The organism is Flavobacterium sp. LHD-85 (assembly GCF_030929595.1).
Taxonomy (GTDB): Bacteria; Bacteroidota; Bacteroidia; order Flavobacteriales; family Flavobacteriaceae; genus Flavobacterium.
On the sequence record NZ_JAVFVR010000015.1, the window covers coordinates 1 to 26,994 of the forward strand.

The window sequence follows — 26,994 nt, forward strand, 5'->3', positions numbered from 1 at the left end:
TAAATAGTTTCTCTCTAATGTTGAATCCTGACTGTTATTTCTCATCGCAACAAAATTTATTAAAGTTAAATTTTGTTACCGAATTATCTAACATTTACAATTTCGACGAAGGAGAAATCTTCGTAAGAAGTTCTACAAAGATTGGCTTTTCGTTGCGGAGTTACTCGCGAAGATTTCTCCTTCGTCGAAATGACAAACTTTGAGTGTATACTAATGTTATAGGCTAAAATTCTTCTTTTTTATTCAACTAACTTATAACAACATCATGCGTAAACAATAGCCCTTTAACTTCCTTCAAAGAAAAAACAGCTTTCTTCAATTTAGTTTTTGATGGATCGATAGTATAATTGTAACTCGTTTTAAAATCGGCTTTATTGGCAATGGCTTTGTTGAATTCTGAACGGTATAAGTCGCAATTATCGAAAATTACGTTGGTCAAATCTGCAGCCATAAAATCGACAGCTATTAAACTGCAATTCGTAAACGGAGTTCCTTTTAGTTTTAAAGTATAAAATTTCGAAAAATCGAGAATGCAGTCATTAAAATGAACTTCAAAAATTAGTTTATCGCACATCGCAAAATTCACTTCTTTGATTTCACAGCGATTAAAAGTTACGGTTCTAAAGGCTACATAATTGATTTTAGCTTCGTTGAAAATACAGTCGTTAAAAACACAATCGATAAAAGTAACAGCCAGAAAAGTGCAGGCAGAAAAGTTACAGTTGTTAAAAACGCAACATTCGAAGTCTTTAAAATTAAGATCATCTTTGGCGTAAACAATCGTATTGTATTCTTTATCAAGAAAATATTCGCTTTCTTTTTTCAACTCTTTTCTGTAATTATTTGAAGGTGAAAAGGTAATAATTTACGATAAAATAATGGGAACAAATTATAAATGATTTTGATTTCATTCATATTTTTAATCCATAAAATGCTGTAGCTTTACACTTATTTTTTAAGTTAAACATATCATTTTATTATATGGAATCAACAAGAAAGGAACATGATTTTTTAGGAGAACTAGAAATTCCGAATCATTTATACTACGGAATCCAGACTTTTAGAGCTGTAGAGAATTTCAATATTACAGGAATTCCGATTTCAAAAGAACCTTTATTCATCAAAGCTTTAGGATATGTAAAAAAGGCGGCAGCTTTAGCCAATAAAGACTGTGGCGCAATTGATTCTAAAATTGCCGAAGCAATCTGTTACGGAAGCGATCAAGTTATTGCTGGTAAATTTGATCAGGAATTTGTGAGCGATTTGATTCAAGGTGGAGCGGGAACTTCTGTAAACATGAATGCAAACGAAGTTATTGCTAATATTGGTTTGGAATATTTAGGTCATAAAAAAGGAGAATATCAGTTTCTTCATCCAAATAACCATGTAAACTGTTCTCAATCGACAAACGATGCTTATCCATCGGCTTTTAGAATTGCTTTGTATTTGAAAATGGAAAGCTTTATTAAAATTTTTGCTGGTTTAGAAGTCGCTTTTGCTAAAAAAGGAGAGGAGTTTAAAGAAGTTCTGAAAATGGGAAGAACGCAATTGCAAGATGCGGTTCCTATGACTTTAGGACAAGAATTTAAAGCCTATGCCACAACAATTGGAGAAGATATCCAACGTTTAAAAAATGCTCAGGAATTGCTTTTGGAAATTAATATGGGAGCAACGGCCATTGGAACAAAAGTAAATGCGCCTGAAGGATATCCTGAGATTTGTGTGGCTTATTTAGCCAAAGAAGTTGGAATTCCATTGACGCTTTCTCCAGATTTAATCGAAGCGACAGTAGATACGGGAGCTTATGTTCAAATTATGGGAACTTTAAAACGTTCTGCGGTTAAGATTTCTAAAATATGCAACGATTTACGTTTATTAAGTTCTGGACCAAGAACAGGTTTTAACGAAATTAATCTTCCAGCGCGTCAGCCAGGTTCGTCTATTATGCCAGGAAAAGTAAATCCTGTAATCCCAGAAGTGGTAAATCAGACCTGTTTTTATGTGATTGGTCAGGATTTAACGGTTACAATGGCTGCAGAGGCAGGACAATTGCAATTGAATGTAATGGAACCTGTTATTGCTTTTGCGATGTTTACTTCTTTGGATTATCTTTCAAATGCTATTCAAACTTTAATCGATAAATGCATTAACGGAATCACTGCAAATGTGGATCGCTGTTATAATATGGTAATGAATAGTATCGGGATCGTAACGCAATTGAATCCAATTTTAGGTTACGAAGAAAGCGCGAGTATTGCAGGAGAAGCTTTAAAAACAGGTAAAAGCGTCCATCAGATTGCAGTTTTGGAAAGAAAATTAATAACTCAAGAAAAATGGGATGAAATTTATTCCTTAGAAAACTTAATTCATCCAAAGTTTATCACTAAATAAAATTTTAATTGACATAGACTAAAGCCATCAATTTTTTTGATGGCTTTTTTTGTTAAAATATTTTAAACTTATTCGGCTTTAATGTTTAACATGTTGAAAATAAGACTTATATTTACAATGAGATTGTAATCTTATTTCTAAAACCAAACGTTGTAAATGGTGATTTTTTTTGAAAATAAAGCCGTTCAGTACAAGTATAAAATCTTAGGATTATTACTCTTTATTTCCTTCAATTTATTTGCTCAAGAAGAAAATCAAAATCCCGACAATCAAAATCCAAAAATTTGCCCTCCTAAAACAATATTAGAAATCTTCAAAAAAAAGGATTCTATTTATGTTGTAAAGCCCATAAAAAACAGTTTCTTCTTAATTATTCCGGCAATCGGCTCTCAGCCAGCCACAGGTTTCTTTTATGGCGCTGTCGCACAGTACACTTTTAAAGGAAAAGAAGCAGCCGATAAATATTCAATAGCAAATGTTGGAATAACCTATACCACAAAAAAACAATGGCTGGTAAATGTCAAGAATAATATTTTGCTCAAAAACAACAAGATATTCTTGAGTGGAGATTATCGTTTGTATATTTTTTCGCAACCCAACTATGGTTTAGGAACAAATATTATTCCGCCTCGTCGTGAACAAGATTCAGGTTTCAGCATTGATTCTATTGCTGAACCAATGGATTACAATTACTTTAAATTTCATCAGTCGGTTTCTTTTCAGGTTCATCCAAACTTTTATGTAGGCGGTGGTGTCAATATCGATTGGTATTCTAGTATTGTTGATAAAGATCTTGATGTTGCAAATGGAAAATTTACTTATCACTATAATTATAATCAGAAATATGGATTCGATGAATCAGAATATTTTTTAAACGGGGTGAGTCTTAATTTGGTTTATGATTCTAGAGATAATCAAGTGAATGCAACGCACGGCTGGTTTGCCAATATAAATTACCGTTTTAATCCAGAAATATTTGACAATCAGGAAGTAAGTAATGTTTTGTATGCCGAATACCGAAATTTTATTCCAGTTTCACAAAAAGATAAACGATACATTCTAGCGCTTTGGACTTATGGACAATTTGTAACCAAAGGAAAAGTTCCATACTTAAATTTGCCTGCAATTGGCTGGGATCAGCGTAGTCGAAGCGGAGAGGGATATACACAGGGATTATTTAGAGGAACAAATTTAGTTTATCTAGCAACAGAATTCAGGTTTCCGCTGAGTTGCGATCAAATGTTCAGCGGTACGGTTTTTACAAACTTCGTAACAACCAGTAATCCAGACACCAACACAAAACTTTTTCAATATGTTCAGCCAGCTTTTGGTTTCGGACTTCGCATTTTAATTGATAAAGCAACAAGAACCAATCTTATTGCAGATTTGGCGTGGGGTAATAACTCGAAAGGCTTTTATTTAAATGCTGGAGAGACTTTTTAATTTTAAAAATTACAAGCTTTAAACGTAAAATAATATTAATAAGCAGGCTATCGGGTCTGCTTTTTTTATTCTTCACAATAAAATCATAATTTGTAAAGTTGTTTAAAATTATTTTAAATAGTATTCTTATTTTTGTTGTATATACAAACTTCTTAATATGAAATTACTGATAGTCGAAGACGAGCCAAATCTATTGTCGATATTACGAAAAGGTTTTGCAGAAAATAATAATGAAGTAAGCGTTGCTATGGATGGTAAAACGGCCATGGAAATGATTCATAATTATACTTTCGATGTGGTAATTTTAGACGTAATGCTTCCTGATGTTAACGGAATTGAAATTTGCAGAAGACTTCGCGCTGCCAAAAACTTTGTGCCAATTTTGCTTTTAACCGCTTTAGGAACTTCAGAAAACATTGTAACTGGGCTCAATTCTGGTGCTGATGATTATTTGGTGAAGCCTTTTAAATTTGGTGAATTAGACGCTAGAGTAAATGCGTTATACAGAAGATCGCAGCAGGAAACAGAAAAAATTGATACGATCACAATAGCTGATTTAGAAATAAACGGACGAGCGAAAACCGTTAAAAGAGATGGAGAAAATATCGTTTTAACAGCCAAAGAATTTAAGCTTTTATATTATTTGGCAAAAAATACGGGACGCATTGTTTCGCGCGATCAAATTCTGGACAATGTTTGGGATATTAATTTTGATATGAATACCAATGTTGTAGATGTGTATATTACGTATTTAAGAAGAAAGATAGACAAGCCTTTTTCAACCAAACTGATTCACACCATGAAAGGTTTGGGTTATGTAATAAAACCATAATATGGACATTAGGAAAAAAATCACTTTCAATTATGTTGCTCTTTCTACCTTTAGCACTTCGCTATTGTGTATCATTGTGTTTTTCTTATTCAGAGAAAACAATAGATATCACTTTTTAAAGCGTTTAGATGATAGGGCGAAAATTGTAGCTTCAATTCATTTTCAAAAAGATCCGGAGAAAATTAAATATTATAAAAATCTTCAAAAAAATGGTCTTGAGGAATTAATTGAAGAAGAGGAGTATGTACTCAAAATAAACAGTCACAACAGTTTTGATTACAATATAAACCTAAACTTGCCGAATACTTTTTATACTAATATTTTGAGTACGGGAAAAGACTCGTACGAAAGAGATAATAAGTATTATTTAGGACAGATTTTTCAAGAAAACAATCAAAAATATATTGTTATTGTTGGTGCAAGAGACCGTAAAGGAAAAGATACAACGGTTTATATTGTCAAAATCATGCTTTTTGGCGGAATCGGTTTTGTGATTCTAGCTTTTCTTTTAGGGAGATTTTTAGCCAAACGTGTTATCGATCCTGTAGCAAGAATTACAAAAGAAGTAAAAAGAATTAGCGCTTCTAATCTTCATAATCGTCTTCCTGAAGTTAAAAATTCTGATGAAATTTCAGATTTGACCAATACGTTTAATAATATGTTAGATCGTTTGGAAACTTCTTTCGAAATTCAAGCTAACTTTATTAATAATGCTTCTCACGAATTAAAAACCCCAATAACAACTATTATTGCGGAAGCCGAAATTATGCTGCTCAAAGAAAGGGAACAGCAGGAATATATAGAATCTCTGCAAAACATTTACAGCCAGGCTTCAAGATTAGGAAACTTAACGGAGAGTTTGCTGAAGCTGACTCAAACGGGATATGACGGACAAAAACAAGTGTCTGATATTGCTCGAATGGACGAATTGTTATTGGATGTAAAATCAGATTTAGATAAAATTTATCCAGATAATCGCGTAAGCATTAAACTTAATTTTGCTCCAGAAGATTCTAATTTATTATTGCTGCCATGCAATAAACCGCTTTTAGAATTGGCGATCAATAATATTATTACCAATGGAGTAAAATATTCTGATAATAACGAAGTCTTTGTGAATCTTACGGCCAATAAAGAAATGATCAAGATTACGATCAATGATATCGGAATCGGAATCCCGCCTGAAGATATTCCGCATTTGTACGAACCTTTCTTTAGAGGAAAAATTGCTGCCAAATACATTGGTTATGGTTTAGGTCTTCCTTTAGCTTCTAAAATTATCAGAATGCACGATGGCGAACTTCAAGTGCAATCGGAACAAAACAAAGGAACAATCGTTACAATCATCTTCAAAAAAGGCAACATTAAAAAATCTAATGTTTAATTTTAGAAAATTCTAATTTTAGATTAATAACGGTCTAATTTGCCGAGAGTTATTTTGTAAGTATAAACTAAAAGATATACTTATGAAAAATTTTCTTATACCTACAACTTTAAAAGATGATACTATTTCGGCTGTTAAATCTGCGGTAAATCAGTCTAAGAATACAGAGTCGGAGATTATTTTAGTATTAGTATCAGAAGCTCCTGATACATTTTCTTCATCTGGTTTTTTAAGAGAAATGAAATCTGGACTTACCAGAAGTCAGGAAGAAGTTCTAGAAACGTGCCGTTATATTATAGAACACACTTCAAATATAAAATTAAAAGTTCATACCCAATACGGACTTTCAGCTCCTATTTTTAAAAGACTGATTGAAGTTTTCTCAGTGAAATTGGTCATTCTTACACATTCATATAAACAAGAAACCAAAAGGATTCATCAGTATTTGGTGCAATTGGCAGGAAATCAGAAATGCCCGATTCTGCATTTAAGTACAGAGATTAATAAAGAAGTTTTCTATAAAGCACTTTATGTAGAAAATTCTAGTATGAATATTCATGTAAAAGATGTTCAAGATTTTTTGAGCGCTAATTTCTCTTTTGAGATTGTAAGTCAGACTGCCAGTTTTGAAGATGACTACGAAAAAGTTGCTCCATTCTTATCAGAAGCCATTTCAAAACATAATATTGATATGCTGGTGGAAACTAGAAAAGGCGAAAAAATCAAATTTAAAAAATCGAAAAAAGAAAATGTCAACGAAAAACTAGGGCTTCCGGTTCTTTCATTGTACGAAGAGATGGTTTAAGAGTCTGAGATTCTAAGCTACTAAGACACTAAGTTTCTAAGTTTTTTAATTCTTAGCACCTTAGAAACTTAGAATCTTAGCCTCTCAAAAATTATTAATTTAAAACCGAAAATATGTTATTAAAGAAAAGAATACCAATGAAGTACGTTCTCGGGAAAATTAAAGTAGAAATTGCTCTAGTACTCGCATATACTGTACTATTTGAAATTTTCCATCATTATTTTATCAATCTTCCTGTAGATATTCCAATTGCGATTCCAACCATGATTGGAACAATTATTTCCCTATTATTAGCTTTTAAGTCCAACCAGGCTTACGATAGATGGTGGGAAGCGCGAATTGTGTGGGGAGCAGTTGTAAACGATTCCAGAACCTTAATTCGTCAAGTTTTAACCTTTTACGATGATCCTGATTATTCGGTTGAAGCCAGTGAATTCAAAGAGAATTTTGCTAAAAGACAAATTGCTTGGTGTTATAGTTTAGGAGAATCACTAAGAAACAGAAACCCGATAAAACCGCTTGAAGGCTTAATTAACGAAGAAGAAATTAAATACATCAAAAATCATCAAAACGTTCCGAATGCCATTTTGATGTTGCACGCAAAAGATTTGAGAACTGCTAAAAATGAAAAGAAAATCAACATGTATCAGCAGGTTGAAATCGACAATACTTTGTCAAGATTATGTGATGAAATGGGGAAATGTGAGCGTATTAAAAACACGATTTTCCCAACTACATACAGTATGTATATTAGATTGACTTTGTGTTTATTCATCTTTGTATTGCCTTTCGGATTAACAAGCGTATTAAGCTGGTTTGCAATTCCGCTGATTACTGCAATCGGCGCTGCTTTCTTTTTGATCGAAAGAATGGCGATTCATTTGCAAGATCCGTTTGAAAACAGACCAACAGATACGCCAGTTACTGCAATTGCAAATACGATTGAAAAAAATATCAAACAAATGCTGAACGAATATCAAAGCGAATTTGATATCCTAAAAGAATTTGAATTAAACGACGAACCTAAGAAAGTCGAGAAAGACGCTTATTTTGTCTTATAACTATTTAATTTTGGTCTTCTTTTAATTGTTGGCTGGACAGTGTGTAGTTGCGCTGTCCAGTTTTTTTGTTTTAAATGAGAATTGCTCGAAAAGATATTAAATATAGCCAGCGGTTTCAACCGCTGGAACGCAAAGAATATCAAACCTTGCTGTGTGTTCCCGTGGTTGAAACCACGGGCTATGTTAATTTGATGAAGGCTAGAATATTTATAATTGCTTCGCCAACCTTCCCAATGTCTGAATAGCAGTTCTTAATTCATTAGACCAAGGCAATCCAAAACTCAAACGCATGCAATTTGAAAATTGGTTTTGAAAAGAGAAAATTCTTCCCGGAGCAATACTAATATTATGTTTCAGTGCTAAATGATAAAAAGCTGCGGTATCGATTTTTTTATCCAATTCTACCCAAAGAAAAAAACCACCTTGAGGCTGGCTCACTTTGGTTCCTGCTGGAAAAGATTCTAAAACGGTATTGATGTAATTGGTGCAGTTTCGGTTCAGAATTTGACGAATTTTTCTTAGATGATTTTCATAGCGCCCATTTTTTAGAAAGTCACCAACGACTTCGTGTGTTATAGTTGAATTGGAGATCGTATGGTACAATTTAGTTCTCAGAACTTCTTTTTTAAACTTCCCCGGAGAAACCCAACCCACACGATAGCCCGGTGCTAGACTTTTAGAAACCGAACTGCAGCATAAAACAATACCACTTTCATCGTAAGTTTTGCAATTGGTTGGACGACTTGTTCCAAAATATAAATCGCCGTGAATATCATCTTCGATTAAAGGAACATTATAGAAATCCATTAAACGGACAATTTCCTTTTTATGTTCGTTTGGCAGCATGCTTCCCGACGGATTACTGAAATTACTCATCAAAACACAAGCTTTTACTTTATTCGTAGAAAGTGTTTTTTTGACTGCTTCCAATTCGATTCCTGTTGTCATATTAGTTGGAAGTTCCATTACGTACAAACCCAATGATCTCGCCAATTGCAGAATTCCAAAGTAAACCGGACTTTCTGTAATAATGGTGTCTCCCGGTTTTGTCAGCGTTAATAAACAATCTGAAATAGCCGAAATGCAGCCCGGAGTCGTTATAATATCATCTTCAGTCAAAGAACCGCCCCAAGTAAATGACCAGCGCGCGATTTCTTTTCTTAAATTGCTGTTTCCTTCAATTTCTTCATAACTCGTTCCGCTGTTGGGTAATTGACGCATGGCTTGAACCATTCCTTTATTCAGTTTCGCAATCGGAAGCAATTCATTGGACGGAAAACCAAGCGAAAGCATCGTAATGTCTTTTTTACGCATATCGCCATAAACCAAATCGACTAAATCTTCGCGTTCAATATTTTCAAGAGTTAAAAGCGGTGTACTAGCCGATGGTTCTGGAATTGTTCTGGACGAAATATTGCTTACATAATAGCCCGATTGCGGTCTTGATTCGATCAAAGAACGGCTTTCTACTTCATAGTATGCTTTACTGACCGTACTCATACTATAACCCGTTTCAGCACAGACTTCTCGTATAGAAGGCAGTTTGTCGCCTACATTTAAAAGCCCAGATTTGATCTGTTTTTCGATGAGGTCAGCAAATTGAAGATATAAGTAATTGGAATTTTTCATAATGAAAATAAAAACTGTTATGCTGCAATTTACAAAAACTGTATCTGTATTGCTGTTTAATTTTTTAGAAATTTGCTTCATCAAAAGAAAATAAATCCAAAAGCGAATTTTGTGAAAACAACAAAGTATTACGTAGCAGCAATTTCAGCCTTTATTACATGGGGGCTTTTTAGCTTAGTTTTAAAACCGATACATGATTATCCGTCATTGGATATTCTGTTTTTCCGTGTTTTTAGCTGTGGTATTTTAATGCTTTTGATTGCTTTTCTATTCAAAAGAAAACAAATAAGAGAAACCATTGATATTTTTAAAGCCTTATCAAAATCAGAAAAAAGAAAATCAATTCTTTTAAATATTGGCGGAAGCGCATTTTTGATGGCCAATTGGTTTACATTCATTTACGTAGTGAATCATATCAGCGTAAAAGCTGCTTCGTTGGCTTATCTTGTTTGCCCAATCCTGACTACATTATTAGCTTATTTTATATTAAATGAAAAACTGCTAAAAACACAATGGCTTTCTGTAGGATTAAGCATTTCAGGATGTTTGTTGCTTTCATACAGCGATATCATGGATATGTTTTTCAGCATCATTATTGGTCTTACTTATGCCGCTTATTTAGTAAGCCAGCGTGCCAACAGAGGTTTTGACAAGTTTATTGTTCTGACTTTTCATATCACATTGGCAGCATTGTTTTTATTACCGTTTTATCCGGTTTTTGGGGGACCGGTACCAACGGAATTTAAGTTTTATCTCTGCATTGAAACCATTGCAATTGTATTTACTATAATTCCGTTATTTCTCAATTTATATGCACTCTCTGGAATCAACTCTTCGACAGTTGGGATGTTATTAAACATTAATCCGATGATTGCATTTGGTTTGGCAGCCTTTTTTTTCAAAGAAAACATTACGCCTTTGCAGATTACAGCATACGGTATCATTTTTACCGCAGTGTTAGTTTTTAATTCGCATCATATTTTTGCCATAAAGCAAAAAATGACCTCAATATCCAAGGGTTCTTAATTCTTAGTTTTCATATTTTTTATTGGTTTAAAATCGAAAATTGTCAGAATCTTAACAGGATGTTTAAACAGGAATGAGTATATTTCATTCCTGTTTTTTTTGTGATAAACTGAAAAAATAGTAGCCACAGATTACACAGATTAAAAGGATTATATTCTTGTGCGAAAGAATGTTGCCGCGAATTACACGAATTTCCACAAATTTTGTTCACTATTTTAGAATAATTAATTCGTGTTAATTTGTGTAATTTGTGGCGAATAAAAAAATCTTTTCAATCCTTTTAATTTGTGGCAAAAAAACTAATACGAAACGAATATTATTGATATGAAAGCCGCCAAACTTCAAGCCTTTACTCCATTATTTTATTTAGTGTGGTCAGATGATTTACTGACACAGAAAGAATTTACAACTTTAAAAGAGTTTATAAATTCGCTAACTGTTTTGTCTCAAGAAGAAAAAGAATATTTGCTCTCTAAAGCAGATATTTCAAATCCGCCTTCGCGAAATGAACTCACACAATGGAAATCGGATATCGAGAAAAGTATTCAAGATACCTCTTCAATCAAATCGATTTTTGATATTGCTAAAGCGCTTTCAGGCAGTGATTTGGATTTAACGCCAATCGAATCCGATTTCAAAAAACTAGAAAATGATTTGGGAATTTTAGGTGAAGAAGCGCTTCAAAATTTTAAAACCAAAGCAGGTTCTTTTACGGCAGATTCTCATACGAATGCCAGTTTTGATATTCAGAAAATCACTCAGATTTTAGACGGAAAAGAAGCCGCAATAATCAAGAGAGTAAAATCTGTGATTTCAAGACCCGAGTTTGCTTACGAAACTTCTACCGATATTAACGTTTTCAGACAAACTGTTTACAAATGGTGTAAAATTCTGGCCGATGAAAACCTTGGAAGCATGGCATACCCAAAAGAATACGGTGGAGGAGGAAATATCGAAGATTATTTTGCCATTATGGAAACGCTTAGTTATCACGATTTAAGTCTGGTGATTAAATTCGGAGTTCAATTCGGACTTTGGGGAATGAGTGTTCAATCTCTAGGAACTGAAAAACATTATGCTAAATATTTAAAAGATATTGGTTCGTTGAAGCTTCCTGGCTGTTTTGCCATGACCGAAACACATCACGGATCGAACGTAAAAGGTTTGGAAACTACAGCAACTTACAATCATAGCGATCAAACTTTTACCATTCATACCCCTAATAAAAATGCGCAAAAAGAATATATCGGCAATGCAGCCGTTCACGGACAAAAAGCAACTGTTTTCGCGAAATTAATTATTGACGATCACGATTACGGCGTGAATGCCTTTGTGGTTCCGTTACGCGATCCAAATGGAAATGTCGTAAATGGTGTAACAATTGGCGATTGTGGTCATAAAATGGGATTAAATGGAGTAGATAACGGAACCATTAGTTTTGATAATGTAGTAATTCCGAAAGAAGATATGCTCGATCGTTTTGCTTCTGTGAACGAGAAAGGTGAATTCGAAAGTCCGATTCCGAGTGATAACCGTAGATTTTTTACCATGTTAGGCACTTTGGTAGGAGGAAGAATCGGAATTCCGCGTTCCGCTTTAGCGGCAGCAAAATCTGGATTGACAATTGCCATTCGCTACAGCGATCAAAGAAGACAATTCGGACCAGAAGGCGGATCTGAAGTTCCGATTTTAAATTATAGAATGCATCAGCGTAGATTATTACCACATTTGGCTAAAACTTATGCGGTTCATTTTGGGCTTCAATATTTAACCAAAAGATTTTTAAATAGAACTGAAGCTGAAATGCAAGAAATTGAAGCACTAGCTGCAGGAATGAAATCCTATTCAACTTGGAGCACCAGAGATATTTTGCAGGAATGCCGTGAAGCGTGTGGAGGAAAAGGATATTTATCCGAAAACCGAATCGATGCACTTAAAAATGATACTGAAATTTACACAACTTTTGAGGGCGATAATACGGTTTTGATGCAATTGGTAGCTAAAAATCGTTTGGCAGAATTCAGAAAATCGTTTGGAGAAATGGGTTCGTTGGGAATCATTAATTATGTGTATGAAAATGCAAAAACAGCTATTGCAGAAAAGAACCCAATTGCAACCCGCAGAACAGAAGATGAGCATTTATTGGATGGAGAATTTCATCTTCAGGCATTTGTTCACAGAGAAAAAACAATTTTGGCTTCTGCGGCGCGACGTATCAAGAAATTAATTGACGGTGGATTAGAACCTTATGACGCTTTTAATGTCGTTCAGCATCAAATGATTGATGTTTCGCAGGCCTATTTGGAAAGAATAGTTCTAGAGCAATTTCAGATTGCAATAAAAACCGTTGAAGACGAACCTTCAAAAGCAATTTTGACAAAACTGAATCAGTTGTACGCACTTTCAACGATTGAAAAAAATAAAGCTTGGTATTTGGAAGATGGTTATATGGAAGCGGTTAAAACCAAAGCAGTCCGTAAAATTGTAAATCAACTTTGCTGGGATATTCGTCCCGATGCTGTAGCTCTGGTAAATGCTTTTGATATTCCAGAAAGCTGTTTGGCAGCGCCAATTGCGGTTTGATTTTAAACCATATAAATGATATAAGTTTTAAAAATAACTTTGTCAAAGTTACAAGCTTTGATAAAGTTATTTTTATATCAGTAAGTCTTTAGGTATAAAATTAATTGATAGGTAAAAGTTTTTATATCATTGTTTTATTAAAATAGTTTGACTTTTCAAATTCTTGAATATTAATAGAAATTACAGAAACTTCTGGAAGTAGCGCATTTAGTTTTGTGACGATTATTTTTGACAGATTGCTCTTTTGCTCGTCATTTCTCCCTTCCATAATGTAGCTGAAAACATGAATAAAATCATCTAAGGTATTTCCGTTGTTATAATACGTAAAAGGATTAATGCGCACTTTAATTTCAGAACCAGCAAAAAGATTAGTCGATAAAGCGGCGTCAAAAACTCCCAGCATTATTTCATCTGCAGCTAGTCGGCGTAGCACATTTTCTGAACAATCAATTATAAAGTGTGGCATAATTTTAAGTTTTATCAGGTTTGTTGTAACAAAAATATAAAAAAGGTTACTTGTAATATTTTAGAATACACACTTTATTATATTTGTATATCTTATTTTATTTTGTCAGTTTGAAAAATCTATTTCTTTCCGTTTTTATAGTTCTTGTCAGCTTTCCTCTTTTTGCATCGGAGAGCACAGATGTTATTTTAAAAGAACTAAACGAAGCAATCAAAAATAAACAGCATTACGTAAAGATTAAAGAAGAACGAATTGCGAATTTTAAGAAAATTAAATCTGATAATCTTACCAAAGAGCAAGAATACAATTATAACAAAACGCTGTATTTAGAGTATCAGAAACTAAATTCAGATTCGGCAATTCAATACGTAAAAAAGAATATCAAAATTGCAGAAGAACTTCAGAATAAAGAACTTTTTAATTTAGCCCAACTGCAACTTGTAACGCTTTATTCTTCTTCTGGAAAATACCGTGAATCTGAAGCAATTTTAAAGAGTATTAATAAAAAAAGCCTTCCTGCTTCATTACTCCCAAATTATTATATTTCATATCGTGAGTTTTTCGAGCATTATGCGGCTAATAGTTACAGTGCAGAATACAGAAAACAGATTGGAAAATATCGTGATTCTTTGTTAGGGATTTTAAATCCGAATACTTTAGATTATCAGATTAACAGAATCCAACAGGAAATTTTTATTCATAGAAAATATAAAGAATCGGAAAAGCAATTACTCTCTTTATTGAGTAAAACAAAAGATGAAAGTCCAAACTATGCTATGATTACCTATTTGTTGGGTAAAATAGGCGAAGCGACACATGATTTGGAAGCCAGAAAAAGATACTACGCACTTTCGGCGACTTCGGATATTAAAAATGCCAATAAAGACAATGCTTCTTTGCAGGAACTGGCTTTGGTTTTTTATGAAATTGGAGATGTTGATATGGCTTATAAACTTACACAATCGGCTATTGAAGACGCTTTGTATTGCAATGTCCAGTTTCGTACGCTTTTAATGTCAGAAGTATATTCGATTATCAATACAGTATATTTAGAACGTGAAGCGCAAAGAAAAAGCGAATTACAGATTTACTTGCTTTGCATCAGTTTGCTTTCTCTGTTTTTATTGGTTGCGATTATTTACGTTTACAAGCAGATGAAGAAGGTTTCGAGAATTCGATCAGAGCTTTATGAAACCAGTCAGAAATTAGCTGAATTAAACAAAGATATTACCGAAACAAACAGTCAGCTTCAGGAAAGTAACCTGCAATTGTCTGAATCTAATTTGGTTAAAGAAGAATATATTGCGCATTTCTTCAATCTTTGTTCGACTTATATCAATAAGCTGGAGAATTATCGAATTATTTTGAACAAGAAAGCAACGGCAAAACAATTTGATGAGATTTATAAAATCTTAAAGTCAACTACTCTGGTTGATAATGAATTGGAAGAATTGTACAAGAACTTCGATATTATCTTTTTGAACTTATATCCAACATTTGTCAAAGATTTCAATGCCTTATTAATTCAAGAAGAACAGATTGTTCTCAAGCAAAATGAATTGTTAAATACCGAGCTTCGAATTTTTGCTTTAATCAGATTAGGAATTACTGACAGTGTTAAAATAGCGGCATTTTTACGTTATTCTTTAAGCACAATTTACAACTATCGCACAAGAGCTCGAAATAAGGCCGCAGTTTCGCGAAATGATTTCGAAGAAATGGTCATGAAAATCGGCTCAAAGGCTTTGAAAGTATAAATATTCGTTTTAAATTCACTACTTTTTTTATGGTTTTTTAAAATTTAAAAATCTGTAAATCAATGTTTTAATTTTTTAATTCACTACTTTTTTGTATCCAAAAATGTAAGTTGTACGATAACGTTTTAGTTTTACAATATGATAAAAAAGTTTTTCTCAAAAAGACTTTCCCTATTATAAACTAATGCTTTAATAATTACTGTTATGTTAAAAAACGTTAAAACAATTGTTGTTTTACTTTTGCTAAGTTCTGTTGGAATAAATGCCCAGAACAAAGTTCCAGTTTATCTAGACGATAAAAAACCGATTGAAGAGCGTGTAGAAGATGCGCTTAAACGAATGACTACCGAAGAGAAAATTGCCATGATTCATGCGCAATCTAAATTTAGTTCTCCAGGTGTAAAACGTCTTGGAATTCCAGAAAACTGGATGACCGATGGACCACACGGAATTCGTGCTGAGGTAAAATGGGACGAATGGGATCAGGCTGGATGGACAAACGACTCTTGTATTGCTTTTCCTGCGCTTACTGCACTTTCATCGACATGGAACAAAGAATTGGCTTCTTTATATGGTAAATCTATTGGAGAAGAGGCGCGTTACCGTAACAAAAATGTATTATTAGGGCCTGGTGTAAACATTTACAGAAGTCCATTAAACGGGCGTAACTTCGAATATATGGGAGAAGATCCGTTTTTAGCTTCAAAAATGGTTGTTCCTTATATTAAAGGAGTGCAGTCAAATGGAGTTGCTGCCTGCGTTAAGCACTTTGCTTTAAACAATCAGGAAACTAAACGTAATTCTGTTGACGTAATTGTTGACGATCGTACGTTGTATGAAATTTATCTTCCTGCTTTTAAAGCTGCAGTTCAAGAAGGTGATGTTTGGTCAATTATGGGTGCTTACAATAAATACAAAGGTCAGCAATGTTGCCATAACGAATATTTGTTAAACGATATTCTTCGCGGAGAATGGGGCTTCAAAGGAGTTGTAGTTTCTGACTGGGGTGGTGTTAACGATACTAAACAAGCTATTCACAACGGTTTAGATATGGAATTTGGTTCATGGACAAATGGTTTGTCTTGGGGAACAAGTAATGCTTACGACAACTATTATTTAGCAAAACCATATTCTGAAATGATCAGAAAAGGAGAAGTTGGAACAAAAGAATTAGACGAAAAAGTACGTCGTATTCTACGTTTATCTTTCTTGACAACAATGGATAGAAATCGTCCTTTTGGATCTTTTGGAACAGAAGAACATGCTATTGCAGGACGCAAAATTGCTGAAGAAGGAATTGTTTTATTGCAAAACAACAACAACATTCTGCCAATCAATCTTTCTAAAACTAAAAAGATTGCTGTAATTGGAGAAAATGCTATCAAAATGATGACTGTTGGTGGAGGAAGTTCTTCGCTTAAAGCAAGATACGAAATCACTCCATTAGAAGGTTTGAAGAAAAGAATCGGAAATCAAGCTGAAATTGTATATGCAAGAGGTTATGTAGGAGATCCTACAAGTAATTATAACGGAGTTGTTGCTAAAGTAAGTTTAGAAGACAAACGTTCTCCAGCAGAATTAACTGCAGAAGCTTTAAAAGTGGCAAAAGATGCAGATATTGTTCTTTTCATCGGTGGATTGAACAAAAGCCCAAATCAAGATGATGAAGGACATGATCGTAATGAATTGAATTTATCTTATGGTCAGGATAAATTAATCAGCGATTTAGCGAAAGTAAATAAAAACATTGTTTTCGTGAATATTTCTGGAAATGCAATTGCAATGCCTTGGATTAAAGAAGTTCCAGGAATTGTTCAAGGATGGTTTTTAGGAACTGAAGCAGGAAATGCTTTAGCAAATGTTTTGGTTGGAGATGTGAATCCATCAGGAAAATTATCTTTTACTTTCCCAGTAAAATTATCTGATAACGGAGCTCACGCTTTAGGCGAATTCCCAGGAGGCGATTCAGTAAAATACAATGAAGGAATTTTTGTAGGTTACCGTTGGGCAGATAAAAATAAAATCAAACCATTGTTCTCTTTTGGCCACGGTTTAAGCTACACGACTTTTGCTTACGGAAAAGTAACAGCAGACAAAAAACAAATGAATGCTGGAGATAAAATCACATTTACAGTAAACGTAAAAAACACAGGAAGCAGAGAAGGTTCTGAAGTAGTGCAATTGTATATTTCTGATTTAAAATCTTCATTGCCACGTCCGATAAAAGAATTAAAAGGTTTTGAGAAAGTTGCTCTTAAAGCTGGAGAAGAAAAAACAGTTACGTTTACAGTTGATAAAACGGCTTTAAGTTTCTTCGATGATAAAAAACACGACTGGGTTGCTGAACCTGGCGATTTTGAAGCCATAATTGGTGCTTCTTCAACAGATATTAAATCTAAAGTGAATTTTTCACTTAAATAAGTTTTTTTATTTCTAAAAATTGGTTGGTTTGTAAAGCTGCAAGTGTAAAAATTTGCAGCTTTGCTTTTGTCTTAAAAAGTTAGATGTAAAAATGTTAAATGTGAAACGTTAGAGGTTTTGCTTTTTATTAAATAAAGAATCAAATTATAATGAAAAGAATACTATTATTTACGATTGGATTTGTTCTATTTCAAAACCTTTCGGCTCAGAGTTTGAATAAAATGCAATGGTTTAATGAACCTGAAAAATGGGAAATTAAAAATAATGCTTTAATTATGAATGTCACTGCGAATAGCGATTATTGGAGAATTTCGCATTATGGTTTTACAGTGGATGATGCGCCTTTTTACTATGCAACTTATGGAGGCGAATTTGAAGCAAAAGTAAAATTGACAGGAAATTATATCGCTCGTTTTGACCAGATGGGCTTAATGATTCGTATCGACGAAAAGAATTATATAAAAACAGGAGTAGAATTCGTTGACGGAAAATTTAATGTAAGTACCGTTGTAACACATGATAAAAGTGATTGGAGTGTAACAACTTTAGACAAAGTGCCTCCTTTTATCTGGATAAAAGCCGTACGACGATTAGATGCTGTTGAGATATTTTATTCTTTTGATGATAAAAATTATATCATGACCAGAAATGCGCCTTTGCAAGATAACACGCCTGTGATGGTTGGTTTAATGGCCGCTTCTCCAGACGGAAAAGGTTTTGAAGCAAAATTCGAAAATTTCACTGTAAAGCATTTACCAGACCAAAGAAGATTGGAATGGCTTAAAAATCATCAATAGATTAAATTTCAATTTTTAAATACCAAATTCCAAAAACTTAAACTATAAATCATAACTTAACTTAAACCAAACACAAATGAGTTCAATTTCATCTGATATTAAACCAAAAAAACATTACGAAATACTTGATGGTATTCGTGGCGTTGCTGCTATTTTGGTAGTTGCGTTTCATATTTTTGAAGCTTTTGCTGGCGGAAATCGTTTTAAACAAATTATAAATCACGGATATCTTGCCGTAGATTTCTTTTTCCTTTTGTCCGGATTTGTTGTCGCTTACGCGTATGACGATCGTTGGGTAAAAATGAGGCAATGGGAGTTTTACAAACGCCGTTTAATCCGTTTACAGCCAATGGTAATCATGGGGATGATTATTGGTGCTATCTTTTATTATTTTCAGGCTTCAGATATATTGTTTCCAATGATTGGAGGTATGGAAGTATGGAAAATTATCCTTACAATGGTCATCGGATTTACATTGTTGCCAATTCCTCCTTCGTTAGAAATTAGAGGTTGGGGAGAAATGCATCCTTTAAACGGTCCGGCATGGTCGCTTTTTTTCGAATATATTGCAAACATCTTGTACGCCGTTATCTTCCGTAAATTTTCGAATAAAGTAATGTCAGTTTTTGTGCTGCTATTTGCCGGACTGTTATTTCATTATACTGTTTTTGGGCCAAAAGGTGACGTTATCGGCGGATGGTCATTCAATGTAGAGCAATTATATGTTGGTTTTACCCGATTATTGTATCCGTTTTTTGCTGGAGTTTTACTGTGCCGTTTAGGGAAATTAATACATGTAAAAAATGCTTTCTGGATTTGCAGTATTTTAATCACAATTGTTTTGGCACTGCCAAGATTTGGAGATGAAAACAGTCTTTGGATCAATGGTTTATACGAATCTTTCTGTATCATTGTAATGTTTCCAATTATTGTTGTCATTGGAGCAGGAGGAGAAATTAAAAACGAATTTTCATTAAAAATCTGTAAACTATTAGGAGATATCTCTTATCCAATTTATATCACACACTATCCATTAATTTATTGGTTTACAGCATGGGTTGTAGATAATAAAGTTTCAATGGAAAACGGCTATCTGGAAGGAATCGGAGTTTTAATCGTAAGTATAGTTCTAGCTTTTGTATGCTTAAAATTATACGATGAACCAGTTAGAAAATGGCTGATGAAGAAATTTCAAAAAAGGTCTAAATAAGGTGCAAAGTAACAAAGTGACAAAGGTGCAAAGTTTTTACACTTTGTCTCTTTGTAGCTCTAGAACTCTAAACCTAAAAAAAAAAATGAATTTCTAAATTTTGTTAGTTATAGATATTCAAAAAGGGATAAACTTAATGTTTATCCCTTTTCTTTTTTGGGATTATTTTATAATGAAAAATAATTTTTCATTAAGCCATCATTCCGTAGGAATGTTTGATCGGTAGAACAATGCCCGCATATGTTTACGTTCCGTAGGAACGTTTGATTTAGATATCGTTTTTAACGCTTTGAGATATCAAACGTTCCTACGGAACGTAAAAAAACGGGATGCAATTATTATTTTCTACCGACGAAATGTTCCTACGGAACAAAAATATAAAGAAAAAGTGGCTGTCTCGAAATCGAAACAACCACTTTTTTTCGGATAGAAATAAAGACAATCAAAGGAAAAACCTCTGTCCCTTTGTAGCTCTGGAACTCTGAACCTAAAAAAAAATGAATTTCTAAATTTTGTTAGTTATAGATATTCAAAAAGGGATAAACTTAATGTTTATCCCTTTTCTTTTTTGGGATTATTTTATAATGAAAAATAATTTTTCATTAAGCCATCATTCCGTAGGAATGTTTGATCGGTAGAACAATGCCCGTATATGTTTACGTTCTGTGGGAACGTTTGAATTAGACATCGTTTTTAACGGTTTGAGATATCAAACGTTCCTACGGAACGTAAAAAAACGGGATGAAATTATTATTTTCTACCGACAAAATGTTCCTACGGAACAAAAATATATAAAGAAAAAGTGGCTGTCTCGAAATCGAAACAACCACTTTTTTTGGATAGAAATAAAGACAGTCAAAGGAAAAACCTCTGTCCCTTTGTAGCTCTGGAACTCTGAACCTAAAAAAAATGAATTTCTAAATTTTGTTAGTTATAGATATTCAAAAAGGGATAAACATTAAGTTTATCCCTTTTCTTTTTTGGGATTATTTTATAATGAAAAATAATTTTTCATTAAGCCACCATTCCGTAGGAATGTTTGATCGGTAGAACAATGCCCGTATATGTTTACGTTCCGTAGGAACGTTTGAATTAGACATCGTTTTTAACGGTTTGAAATATCAAACGTTCCTACAGAACGTAAAAAACAGGATGAAATTATTATTTTCTACCGACAAAATGTTCCTACAGAACAAAATATAAAGAAAAAGCGGCTGTCTCGAAATCGAAACAACCACTTTTTTTTCGAATAGAAATAAAAACAATCAAAGGAAAAACTCTGTCCCTTTGAGCCTTTGTAACTATGAACCTTTCAAAAAAAACTTATTCTAAAACCAATTGCCCTAAAGCTTCTTTACTGAAACCTTTTAATTCATTAGTTTTTCCTGCTTTGATTTTAGCCACCCAATTTGGATCAGATAAAAGAGGTCTTCCAACCGCAACCAAATCAAAATCGCCTCTATCGAAACGTCTGTTTAATTCTTCTAAAGAAGTTGGCTGTGAACTTTCTCCAGCAAATGCGCCAAAGAAATCGCCAGAAAGACCAACAGAACCTACAGTAATAGTTGGTGCTCCGGTTACTTTTTTAGCCCATCCAGCAAAGTTTAAATCAGAATCTTCAAATTCAGGTTCCCAGAAACGACGTTGCGAAGCGTGAATAATATCAACACCAGCATCAACAAGAGGAGTAAGCCAAGCTTCCAATTCCTGCGGATTCTTAACCAGTTTATAATTGTAATCAGAAGGTTTAAATTGAGAAAATCTCATTATAACAGCAAAATCATTGCCTACTTGTTTTCTAACTTCTTTAACCACTTCAATAGCAAATCGGTTACGTTCTGGCAACGTTTTTCCTCCATAAATATCTTCGCGTAAATTCGTTTCAGCTCTAAAGAACTGATCAATTAAATAGCCGTGTGCACCGTGAATTTCAACAGTGTCAAATCCTAATCTTTTAGCATCTGCAGCAGCTTTTCCAAAAGCTAGAATTGTATCTTCAATATCTTTTTCGGTCATGGCAACGCCATTTCTAAAATCAGGACGATTTAATCCAGATGGACCTTCAAATGGAACAGGAGGAACCCATCCAGAATGGTGATTGTCCATAATTCCCATATGCCAGATTTGCGGTCCCATTTTTCCGCCAGCAGCATGAACTTCGTCAATCACTTTTTTCCATCTGTTTAAAGCTGTATCGCCATAAAAATGAGGAACATTAGCATCATTAGAAGATGATTTTCTGTCAATAACAGTTCCTTCAGATAAAATTAAACCAACTTCGCCTTCAGCTCTTTTTTGGTAGTAAGCTGCGACTTCATCAGTTGGAACTCCGTTAGGAGAAAAAGAGCGCGTCATTGGCGCCATTACGATTCGGTTTTTCAGATTTAACGACTTTAAGTTAAACTCAGAAAAGAGGTTGTTTGTACTCATAGTAATTTTACAAATTAGATTGAATTAATTTACTAAGTGCTTCAAAGGCACCTTCGTTACGTTTATAATAAGTCCATTGTCCAACACGTTTGGCTTCAATAAAACCAGCGCGCTGCAAAATAGACAGGTATTCGGATACTGTGGATTGTGTCAAACCAGCTTTGGCTTGAATCTGTCCAACGCAGACACCATGCTCAAATCCAGCATGTTCAAGCTGTCCCGGAAAGTTAATTTCGGGCTCCTTTAACCATTCCAGCATTTGTAATCTGGACTTGTTGGATAATGCTTTAAAAATTTCTATCGTTTCCATACTGCAAATATATCGACTTTTCCCGATATATGGATTTAAAGAAAAATATTTAGGATAATTTTGTGATTGGGGAGGGGATGAAGAAGAAAAAATGATAGAAGATTTAAGAAAGAAATTTATATTTGCTAATGTATTAATCTCGCAAAGTCGCAGAGTCGCAAAGTTATTCTTGAATTGCCTTCAGCTTTAGCTGTAGGCAATTCAATTGTCAAAATTAAAAACTTTGCGACTCCGCGACTTTGCGAGATTAAAACAGCCCTGTATTTATCAAATAAACTTAACTATGAAAAAAACTGTACTCATTCTAGCATTTTTATGCTGTGTAATTACCAATTCTAAAGCTCAAGTTGTAGGCGTAGATGTTGGAGATATTGCTCCAGAAATTGACCTTCCGGATACTAAAGGAGAGAAAGTTGCACTTTCTTCTTTAAGAGGAACTTTAGTTTTGGTAGACTTTTGGGCTTCTTGGTGCGGGCCTTGTATTAAAGAACAGCCACTATTAATAAAATTGCATAATACTTATCCTGATAAATTATCGATTTATGGCGTTTCTATGGATACCAAAAAGCCATTATGGACAGGTGCAATCGCAAAAGCAAAATTGCCTTGGACAAATGTTAGCGATTTAAAATACTGGCAATCTCCGGTTATTGGAGATTATATGCTGCAATCTATTCCATTGAATTTTTTAATTGATAAAAACGGAATCATTTTAGCAAAAAACATTCACGGACAGGCTTTAGAAGCTAAAATTAAAGAGCTTTTAGAGGTTCAGTAATTTTTTTTTCTTAACCTCGCAAAGTGTCTCATTTAAAGGGTTTTATCTCGCAGATTTGGCAGATTATAGAGATTTTTTCTGCTATTTATAAAAATTTAAATCTGCTCAATCTGCCAAATCTGCGAGAGAAATAAAATTTTGCAATTGCAGTTAAAAACATAAAAGCCCGATATCGATTGGGCTTTTAATTTTTAATTCCAGATTTTTAATTCTTCGCTAAGACTCTTTAATCACTTTCTTTACACCCCCAAAACTCGTTTTCAGCATTTCTCTGATCTGAAACTGTGTTTTGTTTTGCGAAGCGCTTTTCCAATCTTTGAGATCAAAAATATGAATCTGATCTGCGTAAGGATTAGTTAAGAATGAAATTCGTGAAATGGTATATTTATAATATTTCAGTTCGTGAGAAACATGTCGATTTGGAACAACAATTAATATGTTTTCCCAATTCAAAAAGTCTTTTGGAACATCTTTTCTTTCTAATAATCCTAAAGATTCAAAAAAAGCACTAATCTTCTGATCATTAAGTTTGCTAATCTTATGATCGAGGTTCTTAAAAGTGGTTTGGAGTCTATTTTCGTTAATAATAGTACTCATAGTGGTAATTGCTTTTTTATGATTTTAATATAAAATTACATCAAAAGAAAATCATTTTTGAATCTGAAGCCATTAGATTCATTCTAAATTTTAAAAGCCCATTTTAGAAACATTTGTTATGAATGATTTATCATATTTTGATAAAATACTATTAATGTTTCTTCTCTAAAAGCTTTATTTTTATCGCTATTTGATTTACTAACAACCAAACTCATGAAAACCACTTTTACCCAAAAATCGATTTTTTATTTTTTTCTTTTATGTTCATTCCATTTATTATCGCAAAATAAATCAGAAAGAGAGCTTATTTTAATTGATAAAGATTGGAGGTTTTCATTTGGGCATCAATACGATATCAAAAAAGATTTTGGGCATGCAGAAGGTTATTTTTCGTATTTAACCAAAACAGGATTTGCTGATGGACCAGCAGCTTCTGGTTTTGATGATCGCGCTTGGAGAAAATTAGATCTTCCGCACGACTGGGCAGTTGAACAGCCTTTTAGCGAAAGCGCAAGTTTCAGCCACGGATTTAAAGCAGCGGGGAAAAATTTTCCAGAGAAAAGCATTGGCTGGTACAGAAAAAAAATAACGATTCCGAATGAAGATTTAGGAAGAACAATTTCTTTAAAATTTGATGGTATTTTTAGAAATTCAAAAGTCTTTTTTAACGGATTTTACCTAGGAACAGAAGAAAGCGGCTATAATGGTTTTGAGTATGATGTAACAGCTTACGTAAACTATGGAGGCGAAAATACAATTGTAGTCCGCGTTGATGCTTCGATGGAAGAAGGTTGGTTTTATGAAGGCGCTGGAATTTATAGACATGTCTATTTGCAGAAAACCAATCCGCTTCATGTGGCACAGAACGGAACTTATGTAACTTCTGAAATTGCGAATGATAATGCTGTAGTTACTGCAGAAGTAAAATTGGAGAATAAAGGTCATTTTAAAGGAAATGTTGAGATAAACCAAATTATTTTAGACGCTTCTGGAAAACAAGTTGCATCAAATTCTCAAAATGTTACAGCTCCAGAATTTTATAAAACAAATAGTTATACTTCAAAATTAAATGTCAATAATCCGCTTTTATGGGATATTGATTCGCCAAATTTGTATAAGTTAGTTACTGAAATCAAAAGTGAAGGAAAAGTAATTGATCAGTATAAAACTTCATTTGGAATCAGAACAATAAAATTTGATCCAGAGAATGGTTTTTTTCTTAACGGAAAACACGTAAAATTAAAAGGAACGAACAATCATCAGGATCATGCTGGAATTGGAATAGCGCTTCCTGATGAGATTCAGTATTATAGAATTGCAAAACTGAAGGAAATGGGTTCCAATGCCTATAGATGTTCGCACCATCCGCCAACACCAGAATTATTGGAAGCTTGCGATAAATTAGGAATGCTGGTTATTGATGAAACTCGTTTAATGGGAATCAACGATTATCATTTGAATGATTTGCAGCGAATGATGGAACGCGACCGAAATCATCCAAGCATTTTCTGTTGGTCGGTTGGAAATGAAGAATGGCAGATTGAGGGCGGAATTATTGGTGAAAGAATTACCAATATCATGCAGGATTTCAGCAAAAGCATTGATCCGAAAAGACCTGTAACAGTAGGAATCAGTAGCGGATTTAAAAGCGGAATTTCTTCGGTTGTAGAAATTATGGGCTATAATTATCTTGGAAACGGAGATATAGACGCGCATAGAAATCAGTTTAAAAATCAGCCCGGAATGGGAACTGAAGAAGGTTCAACTTTTGCCACACGCGGTATTTATTTTACCGATGATGCCAAACATTACCAAAGTGCTTACGATAAAAAACCGAGACCAACTTTTTATAGTATTGAAGAAGGCTGGAAATTCTATGCTGAAAGACCTTATTTGGCAGGAATATTTATTTGGACAGGTTTTGATTATCGCGGTGAACCAACTCCTTATGGCTGGCCGTCTGTAACGTCTTATTTCGGAATGATGGATGTCTGTGGTTTCCCGAAAGACAATGTTTTCTATTTAAAATCATGGTGGGGAAAAGAACCCGTTTTACACGTTTTGCCACATTGGAATTGGAGCGGATTGGAAGGCAAAGAAATTGATGTTTGGGCGTATTCTAATTGTGATGAAGTGGAACTTTTTCTCAACAAAAAGAGTTTAGGAAAAAAGAAAATGGAGCAAAACGGTCATCTAGAATGGAAAGTAAATTATGCTGCTGGAACTCTAGAAGCTGTTGGTTATAAAAACGGAAAAAAAGTACTTTCAGATATTAAAAAAACTACTGAAAAACCTGAAAATATCAAATTGTCATTGGATAAGGAAAATGTTTTAAAAGGAAATGTTTCTGTTGTAACGGTAGAAGTTACAGACAAAAATAAGTTACATGTTCCAACAGCAAATGAAGAAATTACCTTTTCAATACAAGGAGGGAAAATTTTAGGAGTAGGAAACGGCGATTCAACTTCGTTAGAAAGCGATCAGTTTATTGATGGAATTACCTTGATCGCTATAAGTAATTTTATGGAACAAAAAGCAGAAAGTGAGACTCTGCCTGAGAAGTTGCCAAATTATTCAGAAAATGAATGGACAGCAGCTTTTAAAGATCGTGATTATAAAAAACAAGCTCCGTCATACATTTATAAAGGAGAATTTGATTTAAAGAGCAATTCGGCTTCTAACACGGTGAGCTTCTTTTATAAAAAAATAGGAGTTGAAACCGTGGTTTTTATAAATGGAAAGAAAGTAGAATCAAGTAAAGAAGATTCTCAAAAATATGTTTTGAATGCATCTATTTTGAAAGAAGGAAAAAATACGATTCACATTGCAGCAACGCCATTACAGAAAGTAAAAGACTGGGATGTTATGAATACAGATCCAGGAATTATTCAAGTAATAACACCAGCAGAATCTTGGAAAAGAAAGCTTTTTAATGGTTATGCGCAAATAATCATCCAGAAAGATGAGAATGCAAAAGAGGTAGTTTTATCTGCTTCTGCGAAAGGGTTACGCATAGGAACTTTAGTTGTAAAATAGTTTTAAGTTTCAGGTTTCAAGTTATGCAACTGTGAGAA

Annotated in this window: 20 protein-coding genes; 14 read left to right on the forward strand and 6 right to left on the reverse strand. The window is 33.7% G+C overall.

Annotation, left to right across the window (positions count from 1 at the left end; genetic code table 11):
- Positions 1 to 247: 247 nt before the first annotated feature.
- Complete coding sequence (locus tag RB618_RS19235; protein ID WP_308070251.1) at positions 248 to 826, reverse strand: pentapeptide repeat-containing protein; 579 nt, start codon at positions 824 to 826, stop codon at positions 248 to 250.
- A gap of 155 nt (positions 827 to 981) precedes the next feature.
- Here RB618_RS19235 and aspA point away from each other — a divergent pair, with 155 nt between their 5' ends.
- The 6 genes from aspA to RB618_RS19265 all read left to right on the forward strand — a co-directional run bounded on the left by aspA (position 982) and on the right by RB618_RS19265 (position 7,916).
- Positions 982 to 2,391, forward strand: a complete 1,410-nt coding sequence (aspA, locus tag RB618_RS19240; RefSeq protein ID WP_308070252.1) for an aspartate ammonia-lyase — start codon at positions 982 to 984, stop codon at positions 2,389 to 2,391.
- 156 nt (positions 2,392 to 2,547) lie between these two features.
- Positions 2,548 to 3,834 (forward strand): BamA/TamA family outer membrane protein, encoded by a 1,287-nt coding sequence (locus tag RB618_RS19245; RefSeq protein WP_308070253.1) that lies wholly within the window; start codon positions 2,548 to 2,550, stop codon positions 3,832 to 3,834.
- A 157-nt stretch (positions 3,835 to 3,991) separates the two neighbouring features.
- Complete coding sequence (locus RB618_RS19250; protein ID WP_111369662.1) at positions 3,992 to 4,666, forward strand: response regulator transcription factor; 675 nt, start codon at positions 3,992 to 3,994, stop codon at positions 4,664 to 4,666.
- A 1-nt stretch (position 4,667) separates the two neighbouring features.
- A complete protein-coding gene (locus RB618_RS19255; RefSeq protein WP_308070254.1) occupies positions 4,668 to 6,050 on the forward strand; it encodes a HAMP domain-containing sensor histidine kinase in 1,383 nt (460 codons plus the stop codon).
- Between the two features lie 82 nt (positions 6,051 to 6,132).
- On the forward strand, positions 6,133 to 6,855 hold the full coding sequence (locus tag RB618_RS19260) for a hypothetical protein (RefSeq protein ID WP_308070255.1): 723 nt from the start codon (positions 6,133 to 6,135) through the stop codon (positions 6,853 to 6,855).
- Positions 6,856 to 6,968: 113 nt separating this feature from the next.
- Positions 6,969 to 7,916, forward strand: a complete 948-nt coding sequence (locus tag RB618_RS19265; protein WP_308070256.1) for a bestrophin family ion channel — start codon at positions 6,969 to 6,971, stop codon at positions 7,914 to 7,916.
- Between the two features lie 207 nt (positions 7,917 to 8,123).
- Here RB618_RS19265 and RB618_RS19270 read toward each other — a convergent pair whose 3' ends face one another.
- Positions 8,124 to 9,545 carry a PLP-dependent aminotransferase family protein gene (locus RB618_RS19270; protein WP_308070257.1) on the reverse strand — a complete coding sequence of 474 codons (1,422 nt, stop codon included), beginning with the start codon at positions 9,543 to 9,545 and terminating at the stop codon, positions 8,124 to 8,126.
- 111 nt (positions 9,546 to 9,656) lie between these two features.
- Between RB618_RS19270 and RB618_RS19275 the strand changes: the two genes are divergently transcribed.
- Together RB618_RS19275 and RB618_RS19280 are read left to right on the forward strand one after the other, a co-directional pair.
- A complete protein-coding gene (locus RB618_RS19275) occupies positions 9,657 to 10,571 on the forward strand; it encodes an EamA family transporter (protein WP_308070258.1) in 915 nt (304 codons plus the stop codon).
- Positions 10,572 to 10,895: 324 nt separating this feature from the next.
- Positions 10,896 to 13,154 carry an acyl-CoA dehydrogenase gene (locus RB618_RS19280; RefSeq protein WP_308070259.1) on the forward strand — a complete coding sequence of 753 codons (2,259 nt, stop codon included), beginning with the start codon at positions 10,896 to 10,898 and terminating at the stop codon, positions 13,152 to 13,154.
- Between the two features lie 121 nt (positions 13,155 to 13,275).
- On the opposite strand, the gene RB618_RS19285 is transcribed toward RB618_RS19280, so the two are convergent.
- Positions 13,276 to 13,620 carry a 5-carboxymethyl-2-hydroxymuconate Delta-isomerase gene (locus RB618_RS19285; protein ID WP_308070260.1) on the reverse strand — a complete coding sequence of 115 codons (345 nt, stop codon included), beginning with the start codon at positions 13,618 to 13,620 and terminating at the stop codon, positions 13,276 to 13,278.
- A 110-nt stretch (positions 13,621 to 13,730) separates the two neighbouring features.
- Here RB618_RS19285 and RB618_RS19290 point away from each other — a divergent pair, with 110 nt between their 5' ends.
- The 4 genes from RB618_RS19290 to RB618_RS19305 all read left to right on the forward strand — a co-directional run bounded on the left by RB618_RS19290 (position 13,731) and on the right by RB618_RS19305 (position 19,805).
- Positions 13,731 to 15,377 carry a DUF6377 domain-containing protein gene (locus tag RB618_RS19290; protein ID WP_308070261.1) on the forward strand — a complete coding sequence of 549 codons (1,647 nt, stop codon included), beginning with the start codon at positions 13,731 to 13,733 and terminating at the stop codon, positions 15,375 to 15,377.
- Positions 15,378 to 15,581: 204 nt separating this feature from the next.
- Entirely contained in the window at positions 15,582 to 17,798 is a 2,217-nt protein-coding gene (locus RB618_RS19295) for a glycoside hydrolase family 3 C-terminal domain-containing protein (protein ID WP_308070262.1), read from the forward strand.
- 149 nt (positions 17,799 to 17,947) lie between these two features.
- Positions 17,948 to 18,595 carry a DUF1349 domain-containing protein gene (locus RB618_RS19300; RefSeq protein ID WP_308070263.1) on the forward strand — a complete coding sequence of 216 codons (648 nt, stop codon included), beginning with the start codon at positions 17,948 to 17,950 and terminating at the stop codon, positions 18,593 to 18,595.
- 76 nt (positions 18,596 to 18,671) lie between these two features.
- Entirely contained in the window at positions 18,672 to 19,805 is a 1,134-nt protein-coding gene (locus RB618_RS19305; protein ID WP_308070264.1) for an acyltransferase, read from the forward strand.
- Positions 19,806 to 21,128: 1,323 nt separating this feature from the next.
- On the opposite strand, the gene RB618_RS19310 is transcribed toward RB618_RS19305, so the two are convergent.
- On the reverse strand, positions 21,129 to 22,235 hold the full coding sequence (locus RB618_RS19310) for an NADH:flavin oxidoreductase (RefSeq protein ID WP_308070265.1): 1,107 nt from the start codon (positions 22,233 to 22,235) through the stop codon (positions 21,129 to 21,131).
- A gap of 7 nt (positions 22,236 to 22,242) precedes the next feature.
- Positions 22,243 to 22,545 (reverse strand): helix-turn-helix transcriptional regulator, encoded by a 303-nt coding sequence (locus tag RB618_RS19315; protein WP_091496855.1) that lies wholly within the window; start codon positions 22,543 to 22,545, stop codon positions 22,243 to 22,245.
- Positions 22,546 to 22,828: 283 nt separating this feature from the next.
- On the opposite strand from RB618_RS19315, the gene RB618_RS19320 reads away from it, so the two are divergent.
- Positions 22,829 to 23,323, forward strand: a complete 495-nt coding sequence (locus RB618_RS19320; protein WP_308070266.1) for a TlpA disulfide reductase family protein — start codon at positions 22,829 to 22,831, stop codon at positions 23,321 to 23,323.
- Between the two features lie 216 nt (positions 23,324 to 23,539).
- Here the strand turns inward: RB618_RS19320 and RB618_RS19325 are convergent, their stop codons facing one another.
- Complete coding sequence (locus tag RB618_RS19325; RefSeq protein ID WP_308070267.1) at positions 23,540 to 23,920, reverse strand: hypothetical protein; 381 nt, start codon at positions 23,918 to 23,920, stop codon at positions 23,540 to 23,542.
- A gap of 213 nt (positions 23,921 to 24,133) precedes the next feature.
- Between RB618_RS19325 and galA the strand changes: the two genes are divergently transcribed.
- Entirely contained in the window at positions 24,134 to 26,956 is a 2,823-nt protein-coding gene (gene galA, locus RB618_RS19330) for a beta-galactosidase GalA (protein WP_308070268.1), read from the forward strand.
- The last annotated feature ends 38 nt before the right edge of the window (positions 26,957 to 26,994 follow it).

Bases quoted from the DNA above. Each gene is read 5' to 3' on its own strand.
- aspA (WP_308070252.1), top strand. From the start codon at position 982: ATGGAATCAACAAGAAAGGAACATGATTTTTTAGGAGAACTAGAAATT.
- RB618_RS19245 (WP_308070253.1), top strand. From the start codon at position 2,548: ATGGTGATTTTTTTTGAAAATAAAGCCGTTCAGTACAAGTATAAAATC.
- RB618_RS19250 (WP_111369662.1), top strand. From the start codon at position 3,992: ATGAAATTACTGATAGTCGAAGACGAGCCAAATCTATTGTCGATATTA.
- RB618_RS19255 (WP_308070254.1), top strand. From the start codon at position 4,668: ATGGACATTAGGAAAAAAATCACTTTCAATTATGTTGCTCTTTCTACC.
- RB618_RS19260 (WP_308070255.1), top strand. From the start codon at position 6,133: ATGAAAAATTTTCTTATACCTACAACTTTAAAAGATGATACTATTTCG.
- RB618_RS19265 (WP_308070256.1), top strand. From the start codon at position 6,969: ATGTTATTAAAGAAAAGAATACCAATGAAGTACGTTCTCGGGAAAATT.
- RB618_RS19270 (WP_308070257.1), bottom strand. From the start codon at position 9,545: ATGAAAAATTCCAATTACTTATATCTTCAATTTGCTGACCTCATCGAA.
- RB618_RS19280 (WP_308070259.1), top strand. From the start codon at position 10,896: ATGAAAGCCGCCAAACTTCAAGCCTTTACTCCATTATTTTATTTAGTG.
- RB618_RS19285 (WP_308070260.1), bottom strand. From the start codon at position 13,620: ATGCCACACTTTATAATTGATTGTTCAGAAAATGTGCTACGCCGACTA.
- RB618_RS19295 (WP_308070262.1), top strand. From the start codon at position 15,582: ATGTTAAAAAACGTTAAAACAATTGTTGTTTTACTTTTGCTAAGTTCT.
- RB618_RS19300 (WP_308070263.1), top strand. From the start codon at position 17,948: ATGAAAAGAATACTATTATTTACGATTGGATTTGTTCTATTTCAAAAC.
- RB618_RS19305 (WP_308070264.1), top strand. From the start codon at position 18,672: ATGAGTTCAATTTCATCTGATATTAAACCAAAAAAACATTACGAAATA.
- RB618_RS19310 (WP_308070265.1), bottom strand. From the start codon at position 22,235: ATGAGTACAAACAACCTCTTTTCTGAGTTTAACTTAAAGTCGTTAAAT.
- RB618_RS19315 (WP_091496855.1), bottom strand. From the start codon at position 22,545: ATGGAAACGATAGAAATTTTTAAAGCATTATCCAACAAGTCCAGATTA.
- RB618_RS19320 (WP_308070266.1), top strand. From the start codon at position 22,829: ATGAAAAAAACTGTACTCATTCTAGCATTTTTATGCTGTGTAATTACC.
- RB618_RS19325 (WP_308070267.1), bottom strand. From the start codon at position 23,920: ATGAGTACTATTATTAACGAAAATAGACTCCAAACCACTTTTAAGAAC.
- galA (WP_308070268.1), top strand. From the start codon at position 24,134: ATGAAAACCACTTTTACCCAAAAATCGATTTTTTATTTTTTTCTTTTA.